Origin of the sequence: Pseudomonas sp. 14P_5.3_Bac1 (genome assembly GCF_025466135.1) — a bacterium.
Classification (GTDB): domain Bacteria; phylum Pseudomonadota; class Gammaproteobacteria; order Pseudomonadales; family Pseudomonadaceae; genus Aquipseudomonas.
Genome location: NZ_JANLOF010000055.1, coordinates 45466 through 63708, shown reverse-complemented (window position 1 = coordinate 63708; position 18243 = coordinate 45466). Strand labels below are relative to the sequence as shown.

General features: G+C 58.2%; 23 protein-coding genes. 6 read left to right on the top strand and 17 right to left on the bottom strand.

Annotated elements, in window-relative coordinates; genetic code table 11:
* Positions 1 to 49: 49 nt before the first annotated feature.
* From NTD89_RS12085 to NTD89_RS12075, 3 genes are all read right to left on the bottom strand, one after another.
* Positions 50 to 385 (bottom strand): low molecular weight protein tyrosine phosphatase family protein, encoded by a 336-nt coding sequence (locus NTD89_RS12085; RefSeq protein WP_262207875.1) that lies wholly within the window; start codon positions 383 to 385, stop codon positions 50 to 52.
* Between the two features lie 20 nt (positions 386 to 405).
* Positions 406 to 1446 carry an alpha/beta hydrolase family protein gene (locus NTD89_RS12080; protein WP_262207873.1) on the bottom strand — a complete coding sequence of 347 codons (1041 nt, stop codon included), beginning with the start codon at positions 1444 to 1446 and terminating at the stop codon, positions 406 to 408.
* Positions 1447 to 1543: 97 nt separating this feature from the next.
* Complete coding sequence (locus tag NTD89_RS12075) at positions 1544 to 1951, bottom strand: hypothetical protein (RefSeq protein WP_262207871.1); 408 nt, start codon at positions 1949 to 1951, stop codon at positions 1544 to 1546.
* Positions 1952 to 2218: 267 nt separating this feature from the next.
* On the opposite strand from NTD89_RS12075, the gene NTD89_RS12070 reads away from it, so the two are divergent.
* Both NTD89_RS12070 and NTD89_RS12065 read left to right on the top strand, forming a co-directional pair.
* Positions 2219 to 2614 (top strand): hypothetical protein, encoded by a 396-nt coding sequence (locus tag NTD89_RS12070; RefSeq protein WP_262207870.1) that lies wholly within the window; start codon positions 2219 to 2221, stop codon positions 2612 to 2614.
* A gap of 126 nt (positions 2615 to 2740) precedes the next feature.
* Complete coding sequence (locus NTD89_RS12065) at positions 2741 to 3055, top strand: hypothetical protein (RefSeq protein WP_145158671.1); 315 nt, start codon at positions 2741 to 2743, stop codon at positions 3053 to 3055.
* Between the two features lie 149 nt (positions 3056 to 3204).
* Here NTD89_RS12065 and NTD89_RS12060 read toward each other — a convergent pair whose 3' ends face one another.
* Both NTD89_RS12060 and NTD89_RS12055 read right to left on the bottom strand, forming a co-directional pair.
* Positions 3205 to 4059, bottom strand: coding sequence for an MBL fold metallo-hydrolase (locus NTD89_RS12060; RefSeq protein WP_016704671.1), 855 nt, complete (start codon positions 4057 to 4059; stop codon positions 3205 to 3207).
* Positions 4056 to 4565 carry a sugar ABC transporter gene (locus NTD89_RS12055; RefSeq protein ID WP_262207866.1) on the bottom strand — a complete coding sequence of 170 codons (510 nt, stop codon included), beginning with the start codon at positions 4563 to 4565 and terminating at the stop codon, positions 4056 to 4058. Before NTD89_RS12055 ends, NTD89_RS12060 begins: the two co-directional genes overlap by 4 nt.
* 123 nt (positions 4566 to 4688) lie before the next feature.
* Between NTD89_RS12055 and NTD89_RS12050 the strand changes: the two genes are divergently transcribed.
* Positions 4689 to 5570: a LysR substrate-binding domain-containing protein gene (locus tag NTD89_RS12050; RefSeq protein WP_145158665.1), complete on the top strand. Its 882-nt coding sequence runs from the start codon at positions 4689 to 4691 to the stop codon at positions 5568 to 5570.
* Positions 5571 to 5918: 348 nt separating this feature from the next.
* Here NTD89_RS12050 and NTD89_RS12045 read toward each other — a convergent pair whose 3' ends face one another.
* The 7 genes from NTD89_RS12045 to selD form a co-directional block, all read right to left on the bottom strand.
* Positions 5919 to 6485 (bottom strand): hypothetical protein, encoded by a 567-nt coding sequence (locus NTD89_RS12045; protein ID WP_262207864.1) that lies wholly within the window; start codon positions 6483 to 6485, stop codon positions 5919 to 5921.
* A gap of 120 nt (positions 6486 to 6605) precedes the next feature.
* Positions 6606 to 7025, bottom strand: coding sequence for a DUF6691 family protein (locus NTD89_RS12040; RefSeq protein WP_262207862.1), 420 nt, complete (start codon positions 7023 to 7025; stop codon positions 6606 to 6608).
* Positions 7026 to 7030: 5 nt separating this feature from the next.
* A complete protein-coding gene (locus tag NTD89_RS12035; RefSeq protein WP_262207860.1) occupies positions 7031 to 7465 on the bottom strand; it encodes a YeeE/YedE family protein in 435 nt (144 codons plus the stop codon).
* A gap of 401 nt (positions 7466 to 7866) precedes the next feature.
* The gene (locus NTD89_RS12030) at positions 7867 to 8784 is read right to left on the bottom strand and encodes a DHH family phosphoesterase (RefSeq protein ID WP_262207857.1); all 918 of its coding nucleotides are present in this window, start codon (positions 8782 to 8784) and stop codon (positions 7867 to 7869) included.
* Complete coding sequence (locus tag NTD89_RS12025) at positions 8781 to 9977, bottom strand: cysteine desulfurase family protein (RefSeq protein WP_262207855.1); 1197 nt, start codon at positions 9975 to 9977, stop codon at positions 8781 to 8783. The genes NTD89_RS12030 and NTD89_RS12025 overlap by 4 nt, the downstream gene beginning before the upstream one ends.
* 72 nt (positions 9978 to 10049) lie before the next feature.
* Positions 10050 to 10811, bottom strand: a complete 762-nt coding sequence (locus tag NTD89_RS12020; protein WP_262207854.1) for a sulfite exporter TauE/SafE family protein — start codon at positions 10809 to 10811, stop codon at positions 10050 to 10052.
* Between the two features lie 10 nt (positions 10812 to 10821).
* Positions 10822 to 11871 carry a selenide, water dikinase SelD gene (selD, locus tag NTD89_RS12015; RefSeq protein ID WP_262207851.1) on the bottom strand — a complete coding sequence of 350 codons (1050 nt, stop codon included), beginning with the start codon at positions 11869 to 11871 and terminating at the stop codon, positions 10822 to 10824.
* Between the two features lie 320 nt (positions 11872 to 12191).
* Here selD and msrA point away from each other — a divergent pair, with 320 nt between their 5' ends.
* The 3 genes from msrA to NTD89_RS12000 all read left to right on the top strand — a co-directional run bounded on the left by msrA (position 12192) and on the right by NTD89_RS12000 (position 13895).
* Positions 12192 to 12698 carry a peptide-methionine (S)-S-oxide reductase MsrA gene (gene msrA / locus NTD89_RS12010; RefSeq protein ID WP_145158649.1) on the top strand — a complete coding sequence of 169 codons (507 nt, stop codon included), beginning with the start codon at positions 12192 to 12194 and terminating at the stop codon, positions 12696 to 12698.
* A 93-nt stretch (positions 12699 to 12791) separates the two neighbouring features.
* Positions 12792 to 13277: a GNAT family N-acetyltransferase gene (locus NTD89_RS12005; RefSeq protein ID WP_262207848.1), complete on the top strand. Its 486-nt coding sequence runs from the start codon at positions 12792 to 12794 to the stop codon at positions 13275 to 13277.
* 93 nt (positions 13278 to 13370) lie between these two features.
* Positions 13371 to 13895, top strand: a complete 525-nt coding sequence (locus NTD89_RS12000; protein WP_262207846.1) for a GNAT family N-acetyltransferase — start codon at positions 13371 to 13373, stop codon at positions 13893 to 13895.
* Between the two features lie 185 nt (positions 13896 to 14080).
* On the opposite strand, the gene NTD89_RS11995 is transcribed toward NTD89_RS12000, so the two are convergent.
* The 5 genes from NTD89_RS11995 to NTD89_RS11975 form a co-directional block, all read right to left on the bottom strand.
* Positions 14081 to 14413 (bottom strand): DUF6124 family protein, encoded by a 333-nt coding sequence (locus NTD89_RS11995; protein WP_262207845.1) that lies wholly within the window; start codon positions 14411 to 14413, stop codon positions 14081 to 14083.
* Between the two features lie 327 nt (positions 14414 to 14740).
* Positions 14741 to 15991 carry a flavin-containing monooxygenase gene (locus tag NTD89_RS11990; protein WP_262207843.1) on the bottom strand — a complete coding sequence of 417 codons (1251 nt, stop codon included), beginning with the start codon at positions 15989 to 15991 and terminating at the stop codon, positions 14741 to 14743.
* 337 nt (positions 15992 to 16328) lie between these two features.
* A complete protein-coding gene (locus NTD89_RS11985) occupies positions 16329 to 16772 on the bottom strand; it encodes a type II 3-dehydroquinate dehydratase (protein ID WP_262207841.1) in 444 nt (147 codons plus the stop codon).
* A 15-nt stretch (positions 16773 to 16787) separates the two neighbouring features.
* Positions 16788 to 17768, bottom strand: a complete 981-nt coding sequence (locus tag NTD89_RS11980; protein WP_262207839.1) for an NAD(P)H-quinone oxidoreductase — start codon at positions 17766 to 17768, stop codon at positions 16788 to 16790.
* Positions 17765 to 18187 carry a RidA family protein gene (locus tag NTD89_RS11975; protein WP_253397581.1) on the bottom strand — a complete coding sequence of 141 codons (423 nt, stop codon included), beginning with the start codon at positions 18185 to 18187 and terminating at the stop codon, positions 17765 to 17767. The genes NTD89_RS11980 and NTD89_RS11975 overlap by 4 nt, the downstream gene beginning before the upstream one ends.
* Positions 18188 to 18243: the final 56 nt, after the last annotated feature.

Sequence of the window (18243 nt, the reverse complement as noted above, 5' to 3'; positions counted from 1 at the left end):
GAGGTGACCGGGCCACGGCTGTTGCATAGGTTGGGCCAGTGCACCACGCCTAGGTGTTGAGATAAGGCGCGACGGTGTCTTCAAGCAGCTCCATCAGTTCAGGGTCCATGTAGCGAAAGTCATCCGGAATATCCAGGCAGTAAAGCGGCTTGTGTTCAAGCAACCGCGCGTAGTCTGCCTGCAGGCGATGCAGGTGTTTGCGCTCCATGACGAAGATCACATCTGCCCATCGAATATCCGCGGCGCCGATGGTTTTGCGCGCATTCGGGCTGGTGCCCGCCGAGCGCGCATTGAAGCCGGGGCGACGGCGCCAGATGGCCTCTGCGCTAGGGCTACGCCACTGGTTGCGGCTGCACACGAAGAGCAGATTGATTGGGCTATTCATTGCCTGTCCAAACGTCTTGGTTAAGGGTGAATGGGCCGTGCCAGAAACCCAGTAATCAGCGCCACCACTTGCTGCTGGATCACCGCCCGTGGCCGCGCCCCTTCGCCGTCCCGGCAAATCATGCCATCGCCCGGCGAGCTCTCTTCAATCAATGCCATGCCACCCGGGTTGCAGATCGACATAAAGCTGAAGTGCGTGGCGTCGCTGATCTCCACGTACTGCGTGGAGGGTGTTGGCATGCGCTTGACCATGTCGGCGGATTCCAATTCAGGCGACATGTCCTCGGTTGGCACGCCCCCGGCAATCACCAGCGCCGGCACCGGCAGTGCGGCCAGGCTGGCGCGGGTGAAGCCTCGCGACAGGCCAAGGTCCAGTGACACAACGGCGGTGATGCGTTTGTCGCTCAAGTCAGCGGCCAACTGGGCCTTGCCGGCGGGCGTGGCGGCGGGGTTCATCTGCTGGTAGCCGATGCAGCCGCCCAACTTCGGGTGGTCGGCGCAGTCGCGGTTGAACAGGTCGGGGTCGAAGCGTGCCCCGGCGATTTCCATCACGGTCCAGCCGCCGAGGGAGTGGCCCACCGCAGCAATCCGGTTATGTGCGACGGCGCCAAATTGCTGCGGCTGAGCCAAAACCGCGTCGATAGCGCGGCTCAGGTCGGCCGGGCGCAGCCACAGTTGCGCGGCGGCTCGCGGGCTGCGGTCTTTGGTGGTGGTGCCGGGGTGATTGACCGCGGCCACGATATAACCCTCGTGCGCCAAGGCACTGGCCAGCCACACCTGTTTACCCCAATTGCCGCCGTAGCCGTGGGACAGCACCACCAACGGATGCTCGCCGGCAGCCGGTGGCGCGTCGGGCACGGCGAGGGCGCCGATGAACACCGCGTTGTCGGCGATCAGCTCGGGTTGGGCTGTGGTGGTGGCGGGGTACCAGACCACCAGTTCCAGCGGGCGCTGGTGTGTGGTATCGGGCAGCGTGGCGGTCTTGAAACCCACCGGGCTTTCGGCCGCGAAGGCGGGCGTGGACAGGCACAGCAGCAACAGGGCGCGCAGCGCGGTTTTCATTGTTTTTATCGTCCTTGATTTGGGTGGCGCATCATTACCTGAAATGCCCTCGCAATGCATCCCTTACCGGGCCGCCTGCAATGATTGAAACGCGCTTCTACGGCGCTTCGAAACCCTCGTAATCCAGGGAGATCTCATCGTCTTTCGGGTAGCTGACGTACACCACCACCGCGTCGCTGCTGTCGACCAATGCGTAAGGCCATTTACCGTTGGCCTTGCGCATGTGCTCATACAACGGCAGGAAAAAATCCTTGGTCTGACCGCGCGGGTCGTAGGGCGCTTGCACCTGGAAAATCGGGTAATGGCCGCCGTTGCACAGCTGGATGCGTTCGAGCTGGAAGTTGTTCTTCTCCAGCAACGCGCGGGTGGGATGCTGCCAGGTGGCCAGATTAACGTCCTCGCAGTCGTGGACGGTGGTGGTGTAGAGCGTGGTGTCTTTCAGGGCGGGGAGGGCGTAGGCCAGGCTGGGTAAAAGCGAGAGCAGAAGGGGGAGAAGGCGCGGCATGGCGAGGTTCCGAGAAAGATGGGGTTTGGTTGGAGTGCTTTTACCAGAGTTATAGGTGTGAAGCGTTTGCTATCTGGTCGAGGTGTTTTGGCTTCACGGGGGCTGTTGGCTTATGGTGGTATGCGCTGCGAGATAGGCTGCTCTCGACCCAAAGCTGCCCTTTACGGAGGGGCAGCAATCGGTCAATAGCGTAAAAATAAGCTGCCCGTTATTCCTATGCATAGGACAGAATGTGACCTTCCCTTATACGCTTAGGCCTTGCACACCATGGACGACTCTCGTTTCACACTGGGGCAGGTGGCGTCGCGTTCTAGTAATGCTCAGGTGGATAAGGATGTGAAGCAGTGGTTAGTGGGCCTTCCAAACGCTCAGAGACTCGATTTTCTAAAGCAATTATGGCCACTGAACTTTCGGTACTCACTCAGACTAATCCAAGCAGCACAGCTATCGCGGCAGGAAAACGAATACATGTTCAGGCACTGGCTGCGTGTTGGCCATCACAATACAGCGCAGGAACTCATCAAGCGGTTTGAGCCGGTTCTTGGGGAAAGAAAATTCTGGCAGATTGCTTCACAAGAGACGCTTTCACCGACTATGCGCGAATTCATGAACTACTACGGTCTTGGACGCCTGAACTCACAACACGAAGGTAATCAACCTTGAGCCTTCTATAAAGTCTGTTTTCGGCGCACCCGGATATTGCCGCCATTGGCGGCCACTGTTCTGCGCTGGGTTGATTCCTCCTCTTGTGCTACGGCAAAAAGCGACCATTAGCAATCGGGGGAAAAGATGAACGAAGAATTTAGCTATGTCTGGCTATTACCGCTGCTTGAGAAACCTTTCGAAATGGCGGTACTCGATTTGCCAGATGCGGTAAGCGCTCTTAGCAAAAAATATACGCTACCTACTGACATTGCGTTGCAGCCGCTGGTGATCACAGCCTTGACGTCACATTCCGAATATTGGTCGGGACTGGCGCTTAAATGGCTGGAGGATGGCTTTCCTGTAGACATTGCGATGACCGCGCTCCTGGCTCACTGCGCCGAGGACAAAACGCTGTCTCAGTCTCACCGTCAGAGAGCACGCAGGCTTGTTGGCCGGTAAAATCATGGGGCTGAATCCTATGTCTGGCCGCAATCGGCCAAAAGCGGACGTCAGAGTCGTGCAAACAAATGTGCTCCCTTTATCGTTCCTGGCAAGTTTTCAGCCGCGAAGAAAAACTATCGAAAGACAGTTTGCTGCCCGTACTTGACTCACGTTTCGTAAGCAATGGCGTAGGTGCTCCCTGAGCGCTTGATATGAGCAAAGCCGAGCGCTCCTAAGTGCATGCCAGCGACCATCAAGTTATCTGAACTGGCCAAATCCAGCAGTCTCGTTCGCGTGGCCGCCGATAGCAGGGGATCTTGGTCGAAGGCAATCGTGACATCGGGGCGCGCAATCTGAATCTGAGGAAAATGAACAATATCGCCCCATATCAGCAAGCTGCGTGCACCGGACTCAAATCGGTAGCCGCAATGCCCGACGGTATGCCCAGGCAATGGCATCGCGCTGATGCCCGGCAAGACATCATCGGTGGCGAACGGGCGCAGATTTTTCCGGTACCGTTCGAACACCCTTCGTGCAAACAGAAAGTTTCCACGCGCACGTTCACTGGCCTTGCCAAGGTGACCATCGTCCTCCCAGAACGCTAGCTCTCGCTGATGCACAACCAACTCAGCATTACCAAAGGCCATGTCTCCCTCTGCGTTTAACAAGCCACCTACGTGGTCGGGGTGCGCGTGAGTCAACAGAACCGTATCTATGTCGGCAGGCTGCACTCCGGCCAGTGCAAGATGCGTCAGCAACTCGCCGCCCCAGTGATTGAATCCACCGGCGCCGGCGTCGATCAGAATCGTTCGGCCACGCCCACGTACCAGATAGCAATTGATATGGATCGACGCAGGCTCCCTGATTCCGGCGGCTAACTGCAGTCGGGCCGCCTCCGAGGGAGCGATGTTGGCGAGAAAATCCAGGTTCGCTCCCAAGTAGCCGTCGCTGATGGCTGTGATCGAAAACTCACCGACTTGCTGGCTGGGGAGCCTCCAGTTAGGTATTTCTGCCTTATTCATGACTGTAGCTGCTCCGTCATGGCGCGATAGACATTAAGCCCCTGCAGATCGTTGGCTTTGGCCTGAGTGCAATCCAGTTTGGCCAGCCAACGGTGTGCAGGAGACTTGTCCAACGCAAAGGCGTGCAGTGCTACAGGTGTAAGGCCTAGTTCAATCAGTACGTGAGGGCCTTGTTCACTGATCAACAGGAACTCGTCCGCGCCCACGGCAACTGCACGGCCTTCTGCGGCATAGAGGTTGCGTTTCCAATCAGTGATGTGAGAATGCCAGCGAGAAAAATTGCCACCTCCCTTTACGCGGTATTCTTCGCTCTGCAATACAGCGAGCGTCTCAACGGAATGCAAGGCCAAGTAGGCCGGGCAATTGCCGCTCAAGGCTTTGAAACGCTGTGAAGAGCTGAAACCGCTCACCGAAATCAGCGCGGGCAGTTTTTCCAGGGTGTAAAACTCATTCCACTCGGCTTCGCTGTCAGGTTCAGCGTAGTTGCATTCGACTGTGTAAATCATAAAGTCACCACATAGATTGATGTTTCATCATGCTAGTGGTGTGGTAATACCTGATAAAACGAATTTTCGGCACCCATCAGTGACTTAACATCAAGTTGGTTATCTTGACTCAAGGAAAGGACCATGCGTCGAAAGCTACCCAGTAACGCTGCGCTGATTGCCTTTGAGACAGCAGCCCGTCATGGCAGCTTTGCCCGCGCCGCCAATGAGTTGGCGTTAACCGAGGGCGCAATCAGTCGGCAAATAGGTCGCTTGGAAGTCTTTCTGGGAGTCACCCTTTTCGAGCGCGTGGGCAACCGCGTGCGACTCTTGCCTAACGGTGAGCGATACGCGGTGCAAGTTCGCGAACTGCTCGATCGTCTAGACAGGGACAGCCAGTATTTGATGGGCCAGCCCGAGAACGGTGCAAGTCTGGATATCGCCGTCAGCCCGACCTTTGCCTTGCGCTGGCTCATCCCTCGTTTATCTGGCTTTAGCCAGCAACACCCGAATATCTGCGTACACCTCTCGGAACGCATGGAGCCGTTCGTACTTGCTGGTAGTGGTGTTGATGCAGCCATCCATTTTGAGCACCCGGCCTGGACAGGCATGCATACGCATCGCTTGTTGAACGAAGTGTTAATTCCGGTTTGTCATCCTGTCCTACTGAAGCAGGGAAAGCAGGCAACGGCGCTGGATTCACTGCCGCGATTACACCGACGACAGAACCCGGATGCGTGGCAGCGCTATGCCCAGGAAACCGGAATTGTCCTAAGTAACCCAGCGATGGGCGCACGCTACGACTTGCATGCGATGTTGATTGAGGCAGCACTGGCTGGCCTGGGTGTGGCACTCGTACCGCGGATGTACGTGGAGGCGGAGTTGGCGCAGGGCCGGCTGGTTGCCCCATGGCCGCAGAAGGAGAATGTCGCCAAGACGTTTTGCCTCGTGTTACCTGAACCCCTTGAGCTGAGTCGCCCGCCCATCCAGGCATTTGCGCATTGGCTGTTGGAGGAGGCGCAGTGAACCGCCCCTGATTTTGTAGATTGAGTGACGGCTTCTGGCCGATTGCTGTCTATCGCGAACGGCTGAAAACGACTCAGAGAAGAATAGGAGAAGAATAGGGTCAGACCACTATTATAAAAGGTGGTCTGACCCCGTTTTTATGACCCCGTTTTTACAAGAAATACTCTGTTGTTTTGGTCGATTCAGATGGAAGGCACATGCTCTACCCGATGAAGAGAACAATAGGGTCAGACCACTATTATAAAACGTGGTCTGACCCCGTTTTTACTCTGTTTTAAACCGCAGGTTTTGAGCTGCTCGGCGGGTGTTTTCACACAGCCTGGTTCATTGGCGGTCAGCCAACGTGTCTCAAAAGGGATCGAGCCGTGCGTCGATGCCAGCCTGCTTGGCCAGCGCGATCAGGTTTTCGACGCAGTCTTGCTCAATGATGCAACCCACATAATCGGAGCCGCCTGTATCCACATGCAGAAAGCGCTTCCCGAACCCGGTCAGCCATTGATCGAAATCGATCAGCACTTGCATCAGTGATGGCGTCTCTTCCAGCTTGTAGGCATAAACCTGGTCAATACCGCTGGCTTCAACCAGTTTCGGTGCCAGGTACTTGAAATCATCGACGCCGTGCACGTCCACGGCCATGAGAACCAGATTATTGAGTAACTGGCCTTTCTCAGCGTCCAAAAGACCACTGACCAACGCGGTGGCCGGGTCTTCACCCAGGTTGTAATAGCGCGACACCCTTCTCACGAGACGCGCACGTTCCTTGTCAGGCAGCCGCGCCAACAGGGCCTGGGTGAACGTTTTCAGTTGCGCACCGAATGGATAAAGCTCACGCATAATCGCGGCATCGCTCAACCGTGGTTCATCGGGTGGGGGTTGTGTGAAGCGATCGCCGAACAATCGACTGAACAAGCCCATCGCCGTCTATTCTCCTTGCTGGGGGAAGCCTCTGGCGCGAAGCTTACCCCAGCGGTTCGATGACGGCGAATAGGGTCAGGGCTGATATCTACCAGTCTATAAAAATCGGGGTCAACCCCATCAAGACGTGCGCCGGCCTTCCAGGCTGGAAAACACATACATACCCACCAGCATCGCCACTACGAAGATGAGAATTTGCCAGTGCCCGGTAAACAGAATGGCGACCGCTGGCCCAGGGCAGATACCCGCCATTCCCCAGCCAATACCGAACACCACGCTGCCCCCTATCAAGCGCACGTCCAACTCCCGGTTAACAGGTAACTGCATGGGCGCCGCGAGTAAGGACTGCTTGTTCTTGCGTGCCCAACCCATAGGGATAACCGCCACGGCGATGGCCCCGACCATCACCAAGGCGAGTGACGGGTCCCAGGCCCCGGCCACATCGAGAAACGCCAACACCTTGGCGGGGTTGGCCATGCCGCCCAAGAGCAGGCCCAGGCCGAAGATCAGCCCGGCGAGAAATGCGGTCAACTTGAGCATCAGCTTCAAACCCCCAGCACATGGCGGATGAGGTACACCGTTGCAAAGCCGGCGGCCATAAAGCACACAGTCGCCGCCAGGGAGCGGGGTGACAATCGAGAGATCCCACACACGCCGTGACCACTGGTACAGCCGGAGCCGTACCGGGTTCCCAAGCCGACGAGCAGGCCCGCCATCACCAAGGCCGGCCACTGTGCCGTGATCTCGATCTGTGGCAACACGCTAAACAGCCCCCACAGCAATGGCGCAATCACCAGGCCAAGAAGAAACAACGCTTTCTCGCCCCAGCCCTCACTGCCAAACCGCATCACGCTTCCCAGCAAGCCGCTGATACCTGCGACTCGGCCATTGGCGAGAACAAACACGCTGACGGACAGCCCGATCAAGGCGCCTGCGCCTAGTGAAGTCCAAGGCGTGAAGTTGATCCAATCAATGCTCATTTTGCATTTCCTGCACAGGAGGGTGGGTGAGGGCTGTTGATCAGCGAAGCATCATAACCATCCGTGCGGGTCTGGGTCTGCGCAAATCAGGTTTTGCTGCCGTCCCCATGAAATGGGTGAAGCGCTGCTCCCAGTCCCTCCGTGAACATAATGGGCATTGCCCTGTGCGCCGCCACCGGCATGGACGCACTGACCCACGCCGTCGAAGCCTAAGTGTCGACCGCGGCCACGCCGATGCTGGAGAGAACGCCCCGCCTTTGGTTGAAGTGCGGGGTATTTTGGTTTTGCTCACAGATAGGGTTGAAGTGGTTCACTGGCTTGGCCGGAAGTGGTGTGTCATAGCGGCTACTGTCGCCCAAAAGCAGCCCTTCGACGCGACTACAAAACCAGCTGCGGTTTACTCACAACGCAGACGCGGCCAACCCCAGCTTCAACAGTTCCTTGCGTAGCAGCGCGGGCTCAAGCACCGCCATTGCGGCCTGCCATTCGATCGACAGCAAATGGCTCAACTTCTGTTGGCTGACCAAGGGCTCAGCCAGAAAGTAGCTTTTGCACTCGCGGATGCTGATGACGTTCAACAGCCAGTCTTCACCCTGCGCCGCCAGCCAGTCACCGATCGCTGCACGATGCGTTCGGATGAGCGCACTGGCATCCCATACCGCCAGCTGCGCGAAAACCTGCGGCAGGTTGCTCTCGGCTTTCAGCCGCTTCACATCAACCGCCAACGCGCCAATCAGGTCTGATTCGACAGTAGCCTGACACTCGGAGAAATACCGCTCGGGCCAGTCGGCCTCCAGCTTCGCCCGCCCTGCGAGGACTTCATACGCCCGGATATCCGCTTGGGTGGTCAACTGCCCGGTGAAATTCAGGGTATTGTCCAAAATGGCCGTGGCCAGCAGCGCAGCACTTTTTTCGCTGATCAGCGGCACCAGCTCTGCCGCTTCCCAGCGCTGAAAAATCAGCGTTGCTGCTGCGCCGATCGGCAGGATGTCTGCCGCAGGTCCGAGCTTCTGCGCCCAATAGTTTTCAAAGCCTGGGTGATGGTCAATGACTTCCACCACCTGCTCAAGCACCACCAGCGGGTCGAAATGGTGGTAGTCGGAGACATCCACCAACACGAACTCATCACCCGCTCCCGGCCGGTAATCGTCCAGAGATGATTGCCAGCCGAGCACGGTCCTGGAGATGCTGACATTGAGCGGGGCGCTACTGACGGCCCGAGCATCAACGCCCTGGTGATTCAACAGCTCGGCGTACGCAATGCAGCAGGCATACGCGTCGATGTCCAGGTACGCCGAGCCTGAGGTCACCACCCTCATAACACGTGGGTCACAGTGTGAGCTGCCGGTACAGTCGAAGACAGCTTCAGCGCTTGGGCGATGCCCTCCAGAATCCGCTCATAGGCGAATTGACACTGTGCTTCGTCGATGGAAATGCGCACCGTGGCCCCGGCGATCCGGTCGGGATATCCCAGTTGTGTAACCGTGTTGGACAGGCTCAGTTTCTTGTCCGAGCATGCCGACCCACCGGTGATGTAGATCGACTGTGTGTTCAAGGCCCACTGCAGTTTTTTTGTATTGACCCCTGGCAATGCAACAAAACTCACACAAGGCACACGCGGTGCTTGCTGACCGATCACGACCACTTCGCCCAGCATCGCTTGCAGCGTACGCTCAAACGTTTCCCGGCTCTGTTGTACCGCGACTTTGCCGGTGCCGTAGGTGTGCTGTTTTTCCTGCAACGCGGTTTCAATCGAAAGAATGCCCGGATAGTTCTGAGTACCACCGCGCAACCCGCCTTCCTGGCCGCCGCCAACGATCAATGGCGACAATCCGTAACGGCTTCTGGCGTACAGAAAACCGGCACCGGGCAACGCCCCGAACTTGTGTCCTGACGCAATGGCGAAATCAACGCCGGATGCGTGCAGGTCCACAGGGATTTTGCCGATGGCCTGGGTCATGTCCGAAAACAGCAGACCACCTCCAGCCTTCACTCGTCGGGCGATGTCTTCGATCGGTTGAATCACGCCGGTTTCGTTATGCACGGCCATAACGCAAACCAATGTCGGGCGACCTGCATGGGCACGCAGCAGCTGCTCCAATTGGTCGGTGTCGAGCAGTCCGTTCATTTGATGCCCGATCGCTATGGCTTGCAGGCCTTCCAGGCCGTAGCGGTTTATGTTCTGCAGGGTGCAGGCGTGTTCGATCGCGGAGTACAACACCAAGGGTTGCTCATGTTTGTAGCGATCGAAAAAACCATGAAACACCTGGGCACAGCCCTCACTGGAGCCGCTGTTGAAAATCAGGCAGTCGGCGTCCACGTTCAAAAGGCTGGCGATGCTGCCACGCGCCCGTTCGACGCGTTCGAGCAACGCAACGCCCAGGGCATGATTGGCATTGGGGTTGGCGCATTGGCGGGTCGAAAACAACGCCTGAAGCATGTTGCTCACACCCATTGAAACCGGAGCCGACCCACAGACGTCGGCATAAACTGCATCCACAGCAATATCCATATCAAACACTTCCAGGTTTCTTTTTTATGTCATTCAGGATGCTGCTCGCAGGTGCGAACAGAGACTCACAGGTCAAATAAGCACGCGCAGCATGAGCTGGAGCGAGCACAGCAAAACGAAAGCATTCAGCGCCTGTTTCAGGTGCCTCGAGTCCAGCCGATGAGAAAGCATGGCACCGAGCAAACCCCCCACCAATATCCCCAGTACCAACTCACCGGTGTAGCCGAGAAAATCCATGGTTGAACCCACTCTGCCGAATAACGCCCCACTTGCGCCGATGATACCGATCAGCGCCGAGGTCGAAATGGCCTGCTTTATCTGCAGACCAAACAAGCTGATCAGCACAGGCAGGTAGATGAACCCGCCACCCTGTCCAACCAGCCCGCACAATACGCCCAGCACCAGCCCTATCAGTGGCAACGACAGCGATTGATGGTTGCACAACAGGGCCACCGGTTTACGGAACAGGTACGTGACCAACAACGACATCAACCCCAGCAGGCCGAAGATGAACAGGATGAAGTTTTCGCTGAAGGCATCAGCATTCAGCGAGGCAAAAAAGTTGGCGACAGCCATCGGTACGGCAAAGCTTCTGATCACTCGCCAATCGGGCTGAAACTTGATGCGGTGCAGCGCGAACGACACGAGGGACGAAAAGAAGCCCTGTGCGGAAGACAGCCCCGTCACGACTTCAATCGGCAGTTTCTGACCGGACAACATCGGGTAAATCAGCACCAACAGGGGCGTCACGATGATGCCCCCACCGATACCGAACAGACCTGACATGAAACCCGCCATCACGCCCACACCGACCATGACCGGGTAGATTGTCATGGCTACCATCTCAGCAGACCTTGATCTTGCCGGTCCCTTCCTTCATCCGACCAATAACAATCAGATCAGGGCAAAGCGCCTGCCACGCCCGACGGTTCGTTTCAAACCCTTCGGCACTCACCGTGAACAGCAACCCGCCATTCGTTTGCGGGTCATGCAACAGAAACTTTCTAGCCAAGGGAAGATCAGCCAGGTACTCCACGTTCTGCGCGTACTTTTTAAGGTTAGAAAAAATACCGCTGTCAGCCGACGTCACCGCCACCGCCAATGACTCTGTACCGTCATAAAAAACCAGACCGCTCGTGTCCAGGTCAACATCCAGTTGCCCCAGCCCGACCATCTCACTGATATGGCCGATCAAGCCGAACCCGGTGATATCAGTCAAACTGCTGACTTCAGGGCTTTCGCTCAGCGTGCGGCCAAACGCGTTATCGCCGGTGATCTGGGCAAGCGTCGACGCGGCAATATCCTCTTGTTCAATCACGCCGGTCTTCAGGGCATTGGCGAGGATGCCGACACCGATCGGACGCGTCATGACCAGCAAATCTCCGGCCCTGGCGGTGTTATTTTTCTTCAACCGGTGCTTTTCCACCTCACCAATGATCGAGAAGCCGTACAAGGGCTGGCTGTTCTTGATCGTATGGCCACCGACGATGCTCACATTGAACTTGTTCATCACCGACTGGGCGCCCAGGATCATCTGCGTTACCTGCTCGGCCGACACCAGTTCCGGGTCGAACGCCATGATCGAGTTGGCAATCAGCGGACTCCCGCCTGAAGCAAAGATATCGCTCACAGCATTGCTGGCTGCCAATTGGCCGAAGACATAAGGATCGTTAACTATCGGGGAGAAAAAATCGGTGGTGAATAAAAGGTATTTTTCACCTGCGTCATAGACGGCGCAATCGTCAGAAGACTCAAAGCCCAATACCACTTTGTCATCCGACACCGTATTGGCTGCTGCAGTTTGCGACAGAATCTTCGTTAACACGCTGGATGGGATCTTGCACCCGCACCCACCACTCTCAGATTTATCCATAATCTGACAAAACATCGACATCGGCTTTCCTTAAAATCCATTTTCCATAATTAAAACAGCGGTTTAGCGTTCTAGAACTGGCTGTTGTGTCCTATTTCCGCCGACAAAAAATCGCATGGTTTCATTGCAGAAATATGACGAAATGGCGGCCTTTTGAAGTCATGCGGATGTCCGCGCGCAGGGGCGTATGAACCATTGCCTCACGGCTGCGCAGCGCTGTGCGGCCATTTTGCTGGCCGGGAATTTTATGAGTGAGGCGAGCGCAACCCGACGTTCACCCTTGCTATTGCCCAGCGCAGCCCCATAACTATCCCGGTACTCATTCAGCACAAGGGCAGACCATGACCAACCAAACCGAAACCGCGATTCTTGCCGGCGGCTGCTTCTGGGGCATGCAGGACCTGTTGCGGCGCTACCCCGGCGTACTCAGTACGCGAGTCGGCTACACCGGCGGCGATGTGCCGAACGCCACTTATCGCAACCACGGCAATCATGCTGAAGCGATTGAGATCGTGTTTGATCCTGCGGTGATCACGTACCGGCAGATTCTCGAATTCTTTTTCCAGATCCACGACCCCAGCACGCCTAACCGCCAGGGCAATGACCTTGGGCCAAGCTATCGTTCAGCGATTTATTACCTGAGCGAACAGCAACGCGACATCGCCGAAGACACTGCTGCCGACGTGGATGCCTCCAAGTTGTGGCCAGGCCGTGTGGTGACTGAGATAGAACCCGCAGGGCCGTTTTGGGAAGCGGAGCCAGAGCATCAGGATTATCTGGAGCGCATACCCAATGGCTATACCTGCCACTTCATCCGGCCGAATTGGAAGTTGCCCAAGCGCGCCTGAGCCTGTGATGCGCTTAAAAAAACAAGGTAGACCACGCTTCGGGAAACCGTATTAACGTGGTCTTACTCCTGCGCCTATGTAGAGTGCAACGTCATGCCCATCACACGCGATCAAAACGCCCCCGTCAGGTTAGTCCTCACTCAACCCGGCGACCTGGACGACTTGGTTGCCATTCGAATCGAGGCGATGCGCGACAGTCTGGAGCGTGTCGGGCGGTTTGATCCGGTGCGGGCGCGTGAGCGCTTTGTCAGCGGCTTCGAAGCCCACAACACCCGTTACATTGAGGTGGCTGGAGACCGGGTCGGCTTTGTCGTGGTCAAGCACTATCCCGATCAACTCGTGCTCGACCACCTATACGTGAGGCCGAGTGCGCAAGGGGCAGGGGTAGGTGCTGCGGTGCTTGCTCTTATTTTCAAAGAAGCGGACGCGGCTGCACTGCCGATCAAAGTGGGTGCTCTCAAAGAAAGCGCCTCGAACCGGTTTTATACCCGCCATGGTTTCCAATTCGTCGAAAGCAGTGAATTCGACAATTATTACGTCCGTCAGCATCTTACGGCGCGCGGCGTAACTGGCCCGTAGTGTGTATGGATGGCACGAGGGGCTGTGCATCGCAAAATCGTCATCGAGGCCGGCTTACGCTAACCCCTTGATATCCGAACAAGGAACGCTTCGATGATTCGTCATGCCTCACCCGCCGACGCCAGGGCGATTGCCCAGGTGCACATCAGCAGTTGGCAGGACGCCTATCGCGAGCTGATGCCCGCCGACTACTTGGGTGCGTTGAGCTCGACGTTGGCCAGGCGCGAATCATTTTGGATGGCCTCGATTGAATCGGGCGAATCAACAGTATGGGTGGCGCAGGTGAACAAGCAGGTAGTCGGCTGGGTATCCGTCGGCGCCAGCCGTGATGAGGATGCTGCTGCGCAGAACGTAGGTGAAGTGATGGCCATCTACGTGGTCGCTGAGCACTGGCACACGGGCGTCGGGCTGGCGTTGTGGAACGCGGGCTTACAGTATTTGGCTGAGCAAGGGTTTGAACAGGTAACGCTGTGGGTGTTGGCCCGTAATGAAAGGGCTGTCCGGTTTTATCGCCGGGTAGGCTGTGTTGAGGAGGCGGGCAGTGAGCGCACGCTTGAGAGGGGCGGTGTGCAGTTGGTCGAGGTGCGGTATCGGTTGCCGTGTATTCGGTTGCGTTAGACAGAACAGGCGGCAGGCCACGCCTTTAACGGTGGCCTGTTCCCCACTACCCATCAGTCAAGCGCAGAACCCCTGTGGGAGCGGGCTTGCCCGCGAAAGCGGCGGGTCAGTCGACATCAATATTTGCCGGCCCGACATGTTCGCGAGTAAGCCCGGTTGTTTATTCGGGTCATACAGTTGAAAGCTCAGCTACCCGCTACAGCAGCCTCCCGCTCCATTAGCCTGTCCATCAACAAAACCCCCAGCTCGCTCAACTGGTGAATCGCCAGCGCCACATCGCGCTGTTTCCCGGTCAGGTCCTCCGACAGGTCAAGCAGCAAGGCGGTCACTGAGGAGAAGGTTTCGTAGCTGTTGGTGATCAGGGTTTCGTTGCTGGCATCGGCGGCAACGCTGAACAAGCCTGTCGGTGGTAAAGGTGAGTCAGTTTCTGGATTGAGATAGCGATCAATCGCGCGATGCGCCGCCTGGTTCAGCTTCAGGTCCGGCTCGTTCGGAGGGTTGGGTGTGACTTTGAACATATCTTGGAATTTCCCACTTTAGGGCCGTCACCTCTGAGCTACTAAACAAAGGGGTGGCAGCTGTGCGCAGGTTAGTAGACCGGGGAATTCCAAGAAAGCCGGCGCGCCCGAGGACGCCCTGCACACAGCCACCATCGAGCACGGACTAGACCGTCCGACAGATGAAGCTTGTGCGCTGACTGGAATAACCCCGAGCTACTAAACCCGATCACTGAGTATTCAGCGACCGAGCAACCTTAGAGACGCCCACCCAAGCGCACAAGCCGGCGGATTCTGACGCAAGCGTAGGCAACGGAGCAAGGCGCTGTCGCCTCGGACTTTGCTGTTTCAGGGCTTGGTGTAGGACATGTACTCATTCTGCAAAACAATATGGTCGGCCACGTACTTCGCGTCGTGCCAAACCCCGTAGATAAACGACGACGCGCGGTTCACCAGATTCGGCAGGCCGAGGAAGTAAATCCCGCTCTGCGCCGAAATCCCACGCTTGTGAAACGGCTCGCCTTTTTCGTCAAACGCATCGACCTTCAACCAGCTGAAATCAAACTTGAAGCCCGTCGCCCAGAGGATGGTGGTTACGCCGGCCTCGGCCAGGTCCAGGCTGAGGGTCGGGTTAACCAGGCATTCCGGGTCGGGCAGCAATTTCCAGGCGTCGGGCTCCAACGGGAACGGCAAGCCGTTGGCCTCGATGTAGGCGTCGGCGTCGCGCAGTACATCAAAGTAGGCGCGGTCACCTTCGGCCACGTTGTCGGCCAGGCCCGGTTCGAAAGTCATGACGCCCTCGTTCCACGCGCGCGTGACGCCGACCAGGTGGATGCCCTGGTGCGCCAGGCGGCGGAAGTCCACGGTCTTACCGCCTTCATAGCCGCTGACGGCAAAGGCCACGTGCTTTTTCTTCGGCTGAATTTTGACTTCGTCCCACAGGCCCAGCGCGCCGAGCCACCAGCAGTAGTCGCGGCCGCGGTACGCGCGGGGCGGGCGGTAGTGCTCGCCCACCGAGAGGTACACGGTTTTGCCGGCCTTTTGCAGCTCTTCGGCGATTTGTGAGCCGGAGGCGCCGGCGCCGACCACCAGCACGGCGCCTTCGGGCAATTGCGCAGGGTTTTTGTAGGTGGAGGAGTGCAGTTGGTGCACGGGCGCGGCGGCCGGGACGATGGTGGGGATCGATGGGCGCTGGAACGGGCCGGTGGCCGCCACCACATTCGCGGCTTCGATGATGCCCGCGGAGGTGGTGACTTTGAAGCCGGGGCGGCCCACGTGGCGTTCCACGCGTTGGACTTCCACGCCGGTGCGCACGGGGGCCTTTAACTTCTCGACGTAGGCTTCGAAGTAGTCGGCCATGCGCTCTTTCGGCGGGAAGGCTTCGGGGGAAATGCCCTCGAATTTCAGCCCGGGAAAGCGGTCGTGCCAGGCCGGGCCGTTGGCGACCAGCGAGTCCCAGCGCTCCGAGCGCCAGCGTTCGGCGATGCGGCTGCGCTCCAGCACCAAGTGCGGCACACCCATCAGGGAAAGGTGCTCGCTCATGGCGACGCCGGCCTGGCCTGCGCCCACTACCAGGGTGTTGATTGTTTCCACTGACATGTGCGTTTCCTAAAAGTGAACGACCTCGGTCGGTTTGGGCGACGCGCAAGCATCGACAGCCTCAGTGTGATCACGCAGTGGAAGGAGCGAAATTATGCTTTTTGAAGGCAGAGGTTAGGAAAATCCAAACCCCATGGGGCAATCACCAGCAGCGTCATTCTCGATGCATCACTGATGCACCCTGAATACACGCTTTTTCAGCCTGATTTTTTTCGACGGGTAGCTGCGTCAGCCAGTTTGCGATGCAGGTGCACGGGTAATCAGGTGCACTGCGGTGATCCCTTCGCCGCCTCGCTAAAGCTCGACAGCGCCCACAGTTGATCTGCGGTGAGGCGGTTCATTGGGTTTTCAACAACGTGGCCACCGCCGTAAGCGCCAGCTCATAACCCAACGCCCCAAGCCCTGCGATCACGCCGGTAGCCGCCTTGGACACGTAGGAGTGATGCCGAAAGCTCTCGCGCTTCCAGATGTTGCTCATGTGCGCTTCGATGATCGGGCCGTCGAAGGCCAGCAGCGCGTCGAGGATCGGTACCGAGCTGTAGGTGAGCCCGGCGGCGTTGATCACGATGGCGTCGGCGTTCAGTCGCGCTTCCTGTATCCAGTCCACCAGCACGCCTTCGTGGTTGCTCTGACGAAAGTCCAGGGTCAGGCCCAGCTCAGCGGCGTGGCGTTGGCAGCGTGCTTGGATGCTGGCGAAACTTTCGCTGCCATAGGTGCCGTTTTTGTCCAACCCGTACAGGTTGGCGTTAGGGCCATTGAGGAAAAACACGCGATGGTGCATGGCTTGCGCTCCAGGTTATTGCGCGACGGTCAGCACGACTTTGCCGACATTGGCGTTGGCCTCCAGCAGCCGGTGGGCCTCGGCGGCGTGCAGCAGTGGCAGCTGCGTGTGGATCTGCGGGCGCACCAGGCCGGAGGCGAGCCAGGGTAAAAAACGCGAGCGAATGCACACCGCCAAACGGGCTTTTTCGGCGTGGCTTTTAGGGCGCAGAGTGGAGGAGGTGAGGCTGAGGTTTTTGCGCATCAAGACCTGTAAATCCAACTCGATCTTCGCGCCTTGCAGGAATGACAGACTCACATGCCGCCCGCCCATCGCCATGGCGGCGAGGTTGCGCGCGACATAAGGGCCGCCGACGTTATCCAGCACCACGTCCACGCCGCGCCCTTCGGTGCAGTCGTTCACTACCTCGACGAAATCTTCAACGTGGCGATCCACCGCGCGCCACACGCCAAGCGCTTGCAGCATCGCGACTTTCTGCGCGCCGCCGGCGGTGGCAATCACCCGCGCCCCGGCGGCATGCGCGCACTGCACGGCAAAGCTGCCGACGCCACTGGCGGCGCCGTGGATCAGCACGCTGTCGCCGCTGCGCAGGCGGCCCAGTTCAAACAGGTTGTGCCACACGGTGAACGCCGCTTCCGGCACGCCAGCGGCATCCTGAAGTGATAACCCCACCGGCACCGGCAAGCAGTGCGCCGCCTGTGCCACGCAGTACTCGGCGTAGCCGCCGCCGTTGAGCAGCGCCATCACGCGGTCGCCAGGGGCAAACTCATCCACGCCATGGCCTACCGCGACGACGATGCCCGCCGCTTCCAGGCCGAGCACGTCGGTGACGCCAGGCGGAATCGGTGCGCCGCTGCGTTGCATCAGGTCCGGGCGATTGACGCCTGCAGCGACCACGCGAATCAACACTTCGCCGGCTTCGGGTGTCGGCACCGGGCGCTCTACGCCGTGCAGCACCTCAGGCCCGCCCGGCTCACGGGCAATCACCGCCCTCATACGGCCCAGTCATCCGGCACAACGGCAATCACGTCGATTTCCATCAGCCATTCCGGCTGGCCCAGGCCGGAAATCACCAGCCCGGTGGAGATCGGGAACACGCCTTTGAGCCACTTGCCTACCTCTTGATACACCGGCTCGCGGTAACGCGGGTCGATCAGGTACGTGGTGGTTTTCACGATGTGCGACAGGTCGGAGCCGGCCTCTTCAAGCAGTTGCTTGACGTTTTTCATCGCCTGCTCGGCTTGCGCGCGCGGGTCGCCGAGGCCGACCAGGTTGCCGTCGAAATCGGTGCCGATCTGGCCGCGCACATAGATGGTGTTGCCGGCGCGCACGGCCTGGCACAAGTCGTTGTCCAGCGCCTGGTTGGGGTAGGTCTGTTTGGTGTTGAACATGCGGATGCGGGTGTGGGTCGGCATGGCGGGCAACTCATCGGAAGCGGGATACAACAAGCTTCACATCGCCCCGGAACTCG

Excerpts from the sequence above, each read along its gene's own strand:
- selD (WP_262207851.1), bottom strand. The coding sequence starts at position 11,871 with ATGTCGATGTTTTGTCAGATTATGGATAAATCTGAGAGTGGTGGGTGC.
- NTD89_RS12025 (WP_262207855.1), bottom strand. The coding sequence starts at position 9,977 with ATGGATATTGCTGTGGATGCAGTTTATGCCGACGTCTGTGGGTCGGCT.
- NTD89_RS12000 (WP_262207846.1), top strand. The coding sequence starts at position 13,371 with ATGATTCGTCATGCCTCACCCGCCGACGCCAGGGCGATTGCCCAGGTG.
- NTD89_RS12030 (WP_262207857.1), bottom strand. The coding sequence starts at position 8,784 with ATGAGGGTGGTGACCTCAGGCTCGGCGTACCTGGACATCGACGCGTAT.
- NTD89_RS12005 (WP_262207848.1), top strand. The coding sequence starts at position 12,792 with ATGCCCATCACACGCGATCAAAACGCCCCCGTCAGGTTAGTCCTCACT.
- NTD89_RS12060 (WP_016704671.1), bottom strand. The coding sequence starts at position 4,059 with ATGAATAAGGCAGAAATACCTAACTGGAGGCTCCCCAGCCAGCAAGTC.
- NTD89_RS12070 (WP_262207870.1), top strand. The coding sequence starts at position 2,219 with ATGGACGACTCTCGTTTCACACTGGGGCAGGTGGCGTCGCGTTCTAGT.
- NTD89_RS12055 (WP_262207866.1), bottom strand. The coding sequence starts at position 4,565 with ATGATTTACACAGTCGAATGCAACTACGCTGAACCTGACAGCGAAGCC.
- NTD89_RS12035 (WP_262207860.1), bottom strand. The coding sequence starts at position 7,465 with ATGAGCATTGATTGGATCAACTTCACGCCTTGGACTTCACTAGGCGCA.
- NTD89_RS12075 (WP_262207871.1), bottom strand. The coding sequence starts at position 1,951 with ATGCCGCGCCTTCTCCCCCTTCTGCTCTCGCTTTTACCCAGCCTGGCC.
- NTD89_RS11980 (WP_262207839.1), bottom strand. The coding sequence starts at position 17,768 with ATGAGGGCGGTGATTGCCCGTGAGCCGGGCGGGCCTGAGGTGCTGCAC.
- NTD89_RS11995 (WP_262207845.1), bottom strand. The coding sequence starts at position 14,413 with ATGTTCAAAGTCACACCCAACCCTCCGAACGAGCCGGACCTGAAGCTG.
- NTD89_RS11990 (WP_262207843.1), bottom strand. The coding sequence starts at position 15,991 with ATGTCAGTGGAAACAATCAACACCCTGGTAGTGGGCGCAGGCCAGGCC.
- msrA (WP_145158649.1), top strand. The coding sequence starts at position 12,192 with ATGACCAACCAAACCGAAACCGCGATTCTTGCCGGCGGCTGCTTCTGG.
- NTD89_RS12080 (WP_262207873.1), bottom strand. The coding sequence starts at position 1,446 with ATGAAAACCGCGCTGCGCGCCCTGTTGCTGCTGTGCCTGTCCACGCCC.
- NTD89_RS12045 (WP_262207864.1), bottom strand. The coding sequence starts at position 6,485 with ATGGGCTTGTTCAGTCGATTGTTCGGCGATCGCTTCACACAACCCCCA.
- NTD89_RS12065 (WP_145158671.1), top strand. The coding sequence starts at position 2,741 with ATGAACGAAGAATTTAGCTATGTCTGGCTATTACCGCTGCTTGAGAAA.
- NTD89_RS12085 (WP_262207875.1), bottom strand. The coding sequence starts at position 385 with ATGAATAGCCCAATCAATCTGCTCTTCGTGTGCAGCCGCAACCAGTGG.
- NTD89_RS11985 (WP_262207841.1), bottom strand. The coding sequence starts at position 16,772 with ATGCACCATCGCGTGTTTTTCCTCAATGGCCCTAACGCCAACCTGTAC.
- NTD89_RS12050 (WP_145158665.1), top strand. The coding sequence starts at position 4,689 with ATGCGTCGAAAGCTACCCAGTAACGCTGCGCTGATTGCCTTTGAGACA.
- NTD89_RS12020 (WP_262207854.1), bottom strand. The coding sequence starts at position 10,811 with ATGACAATCTACCCGGTCATGGTCGGTGTGGGCGTGATGGCGGGTTTC.
- NTD89_RS11975 (WP_253397581.1), bottom strand. The coding sequence starts at position 18,187 with ATGCCGACCCACACCCGCATCCGCATGTTCAACACCAAACAGACCTAC.
- NTD89_RS12040 (WP_262207862.1), bottom strand. The coding sequence starts at position 7,025 with ATGCTCAAGTTGACCGCATTTCTCGCCGGGCTGATCTTCGGCCTGGGC.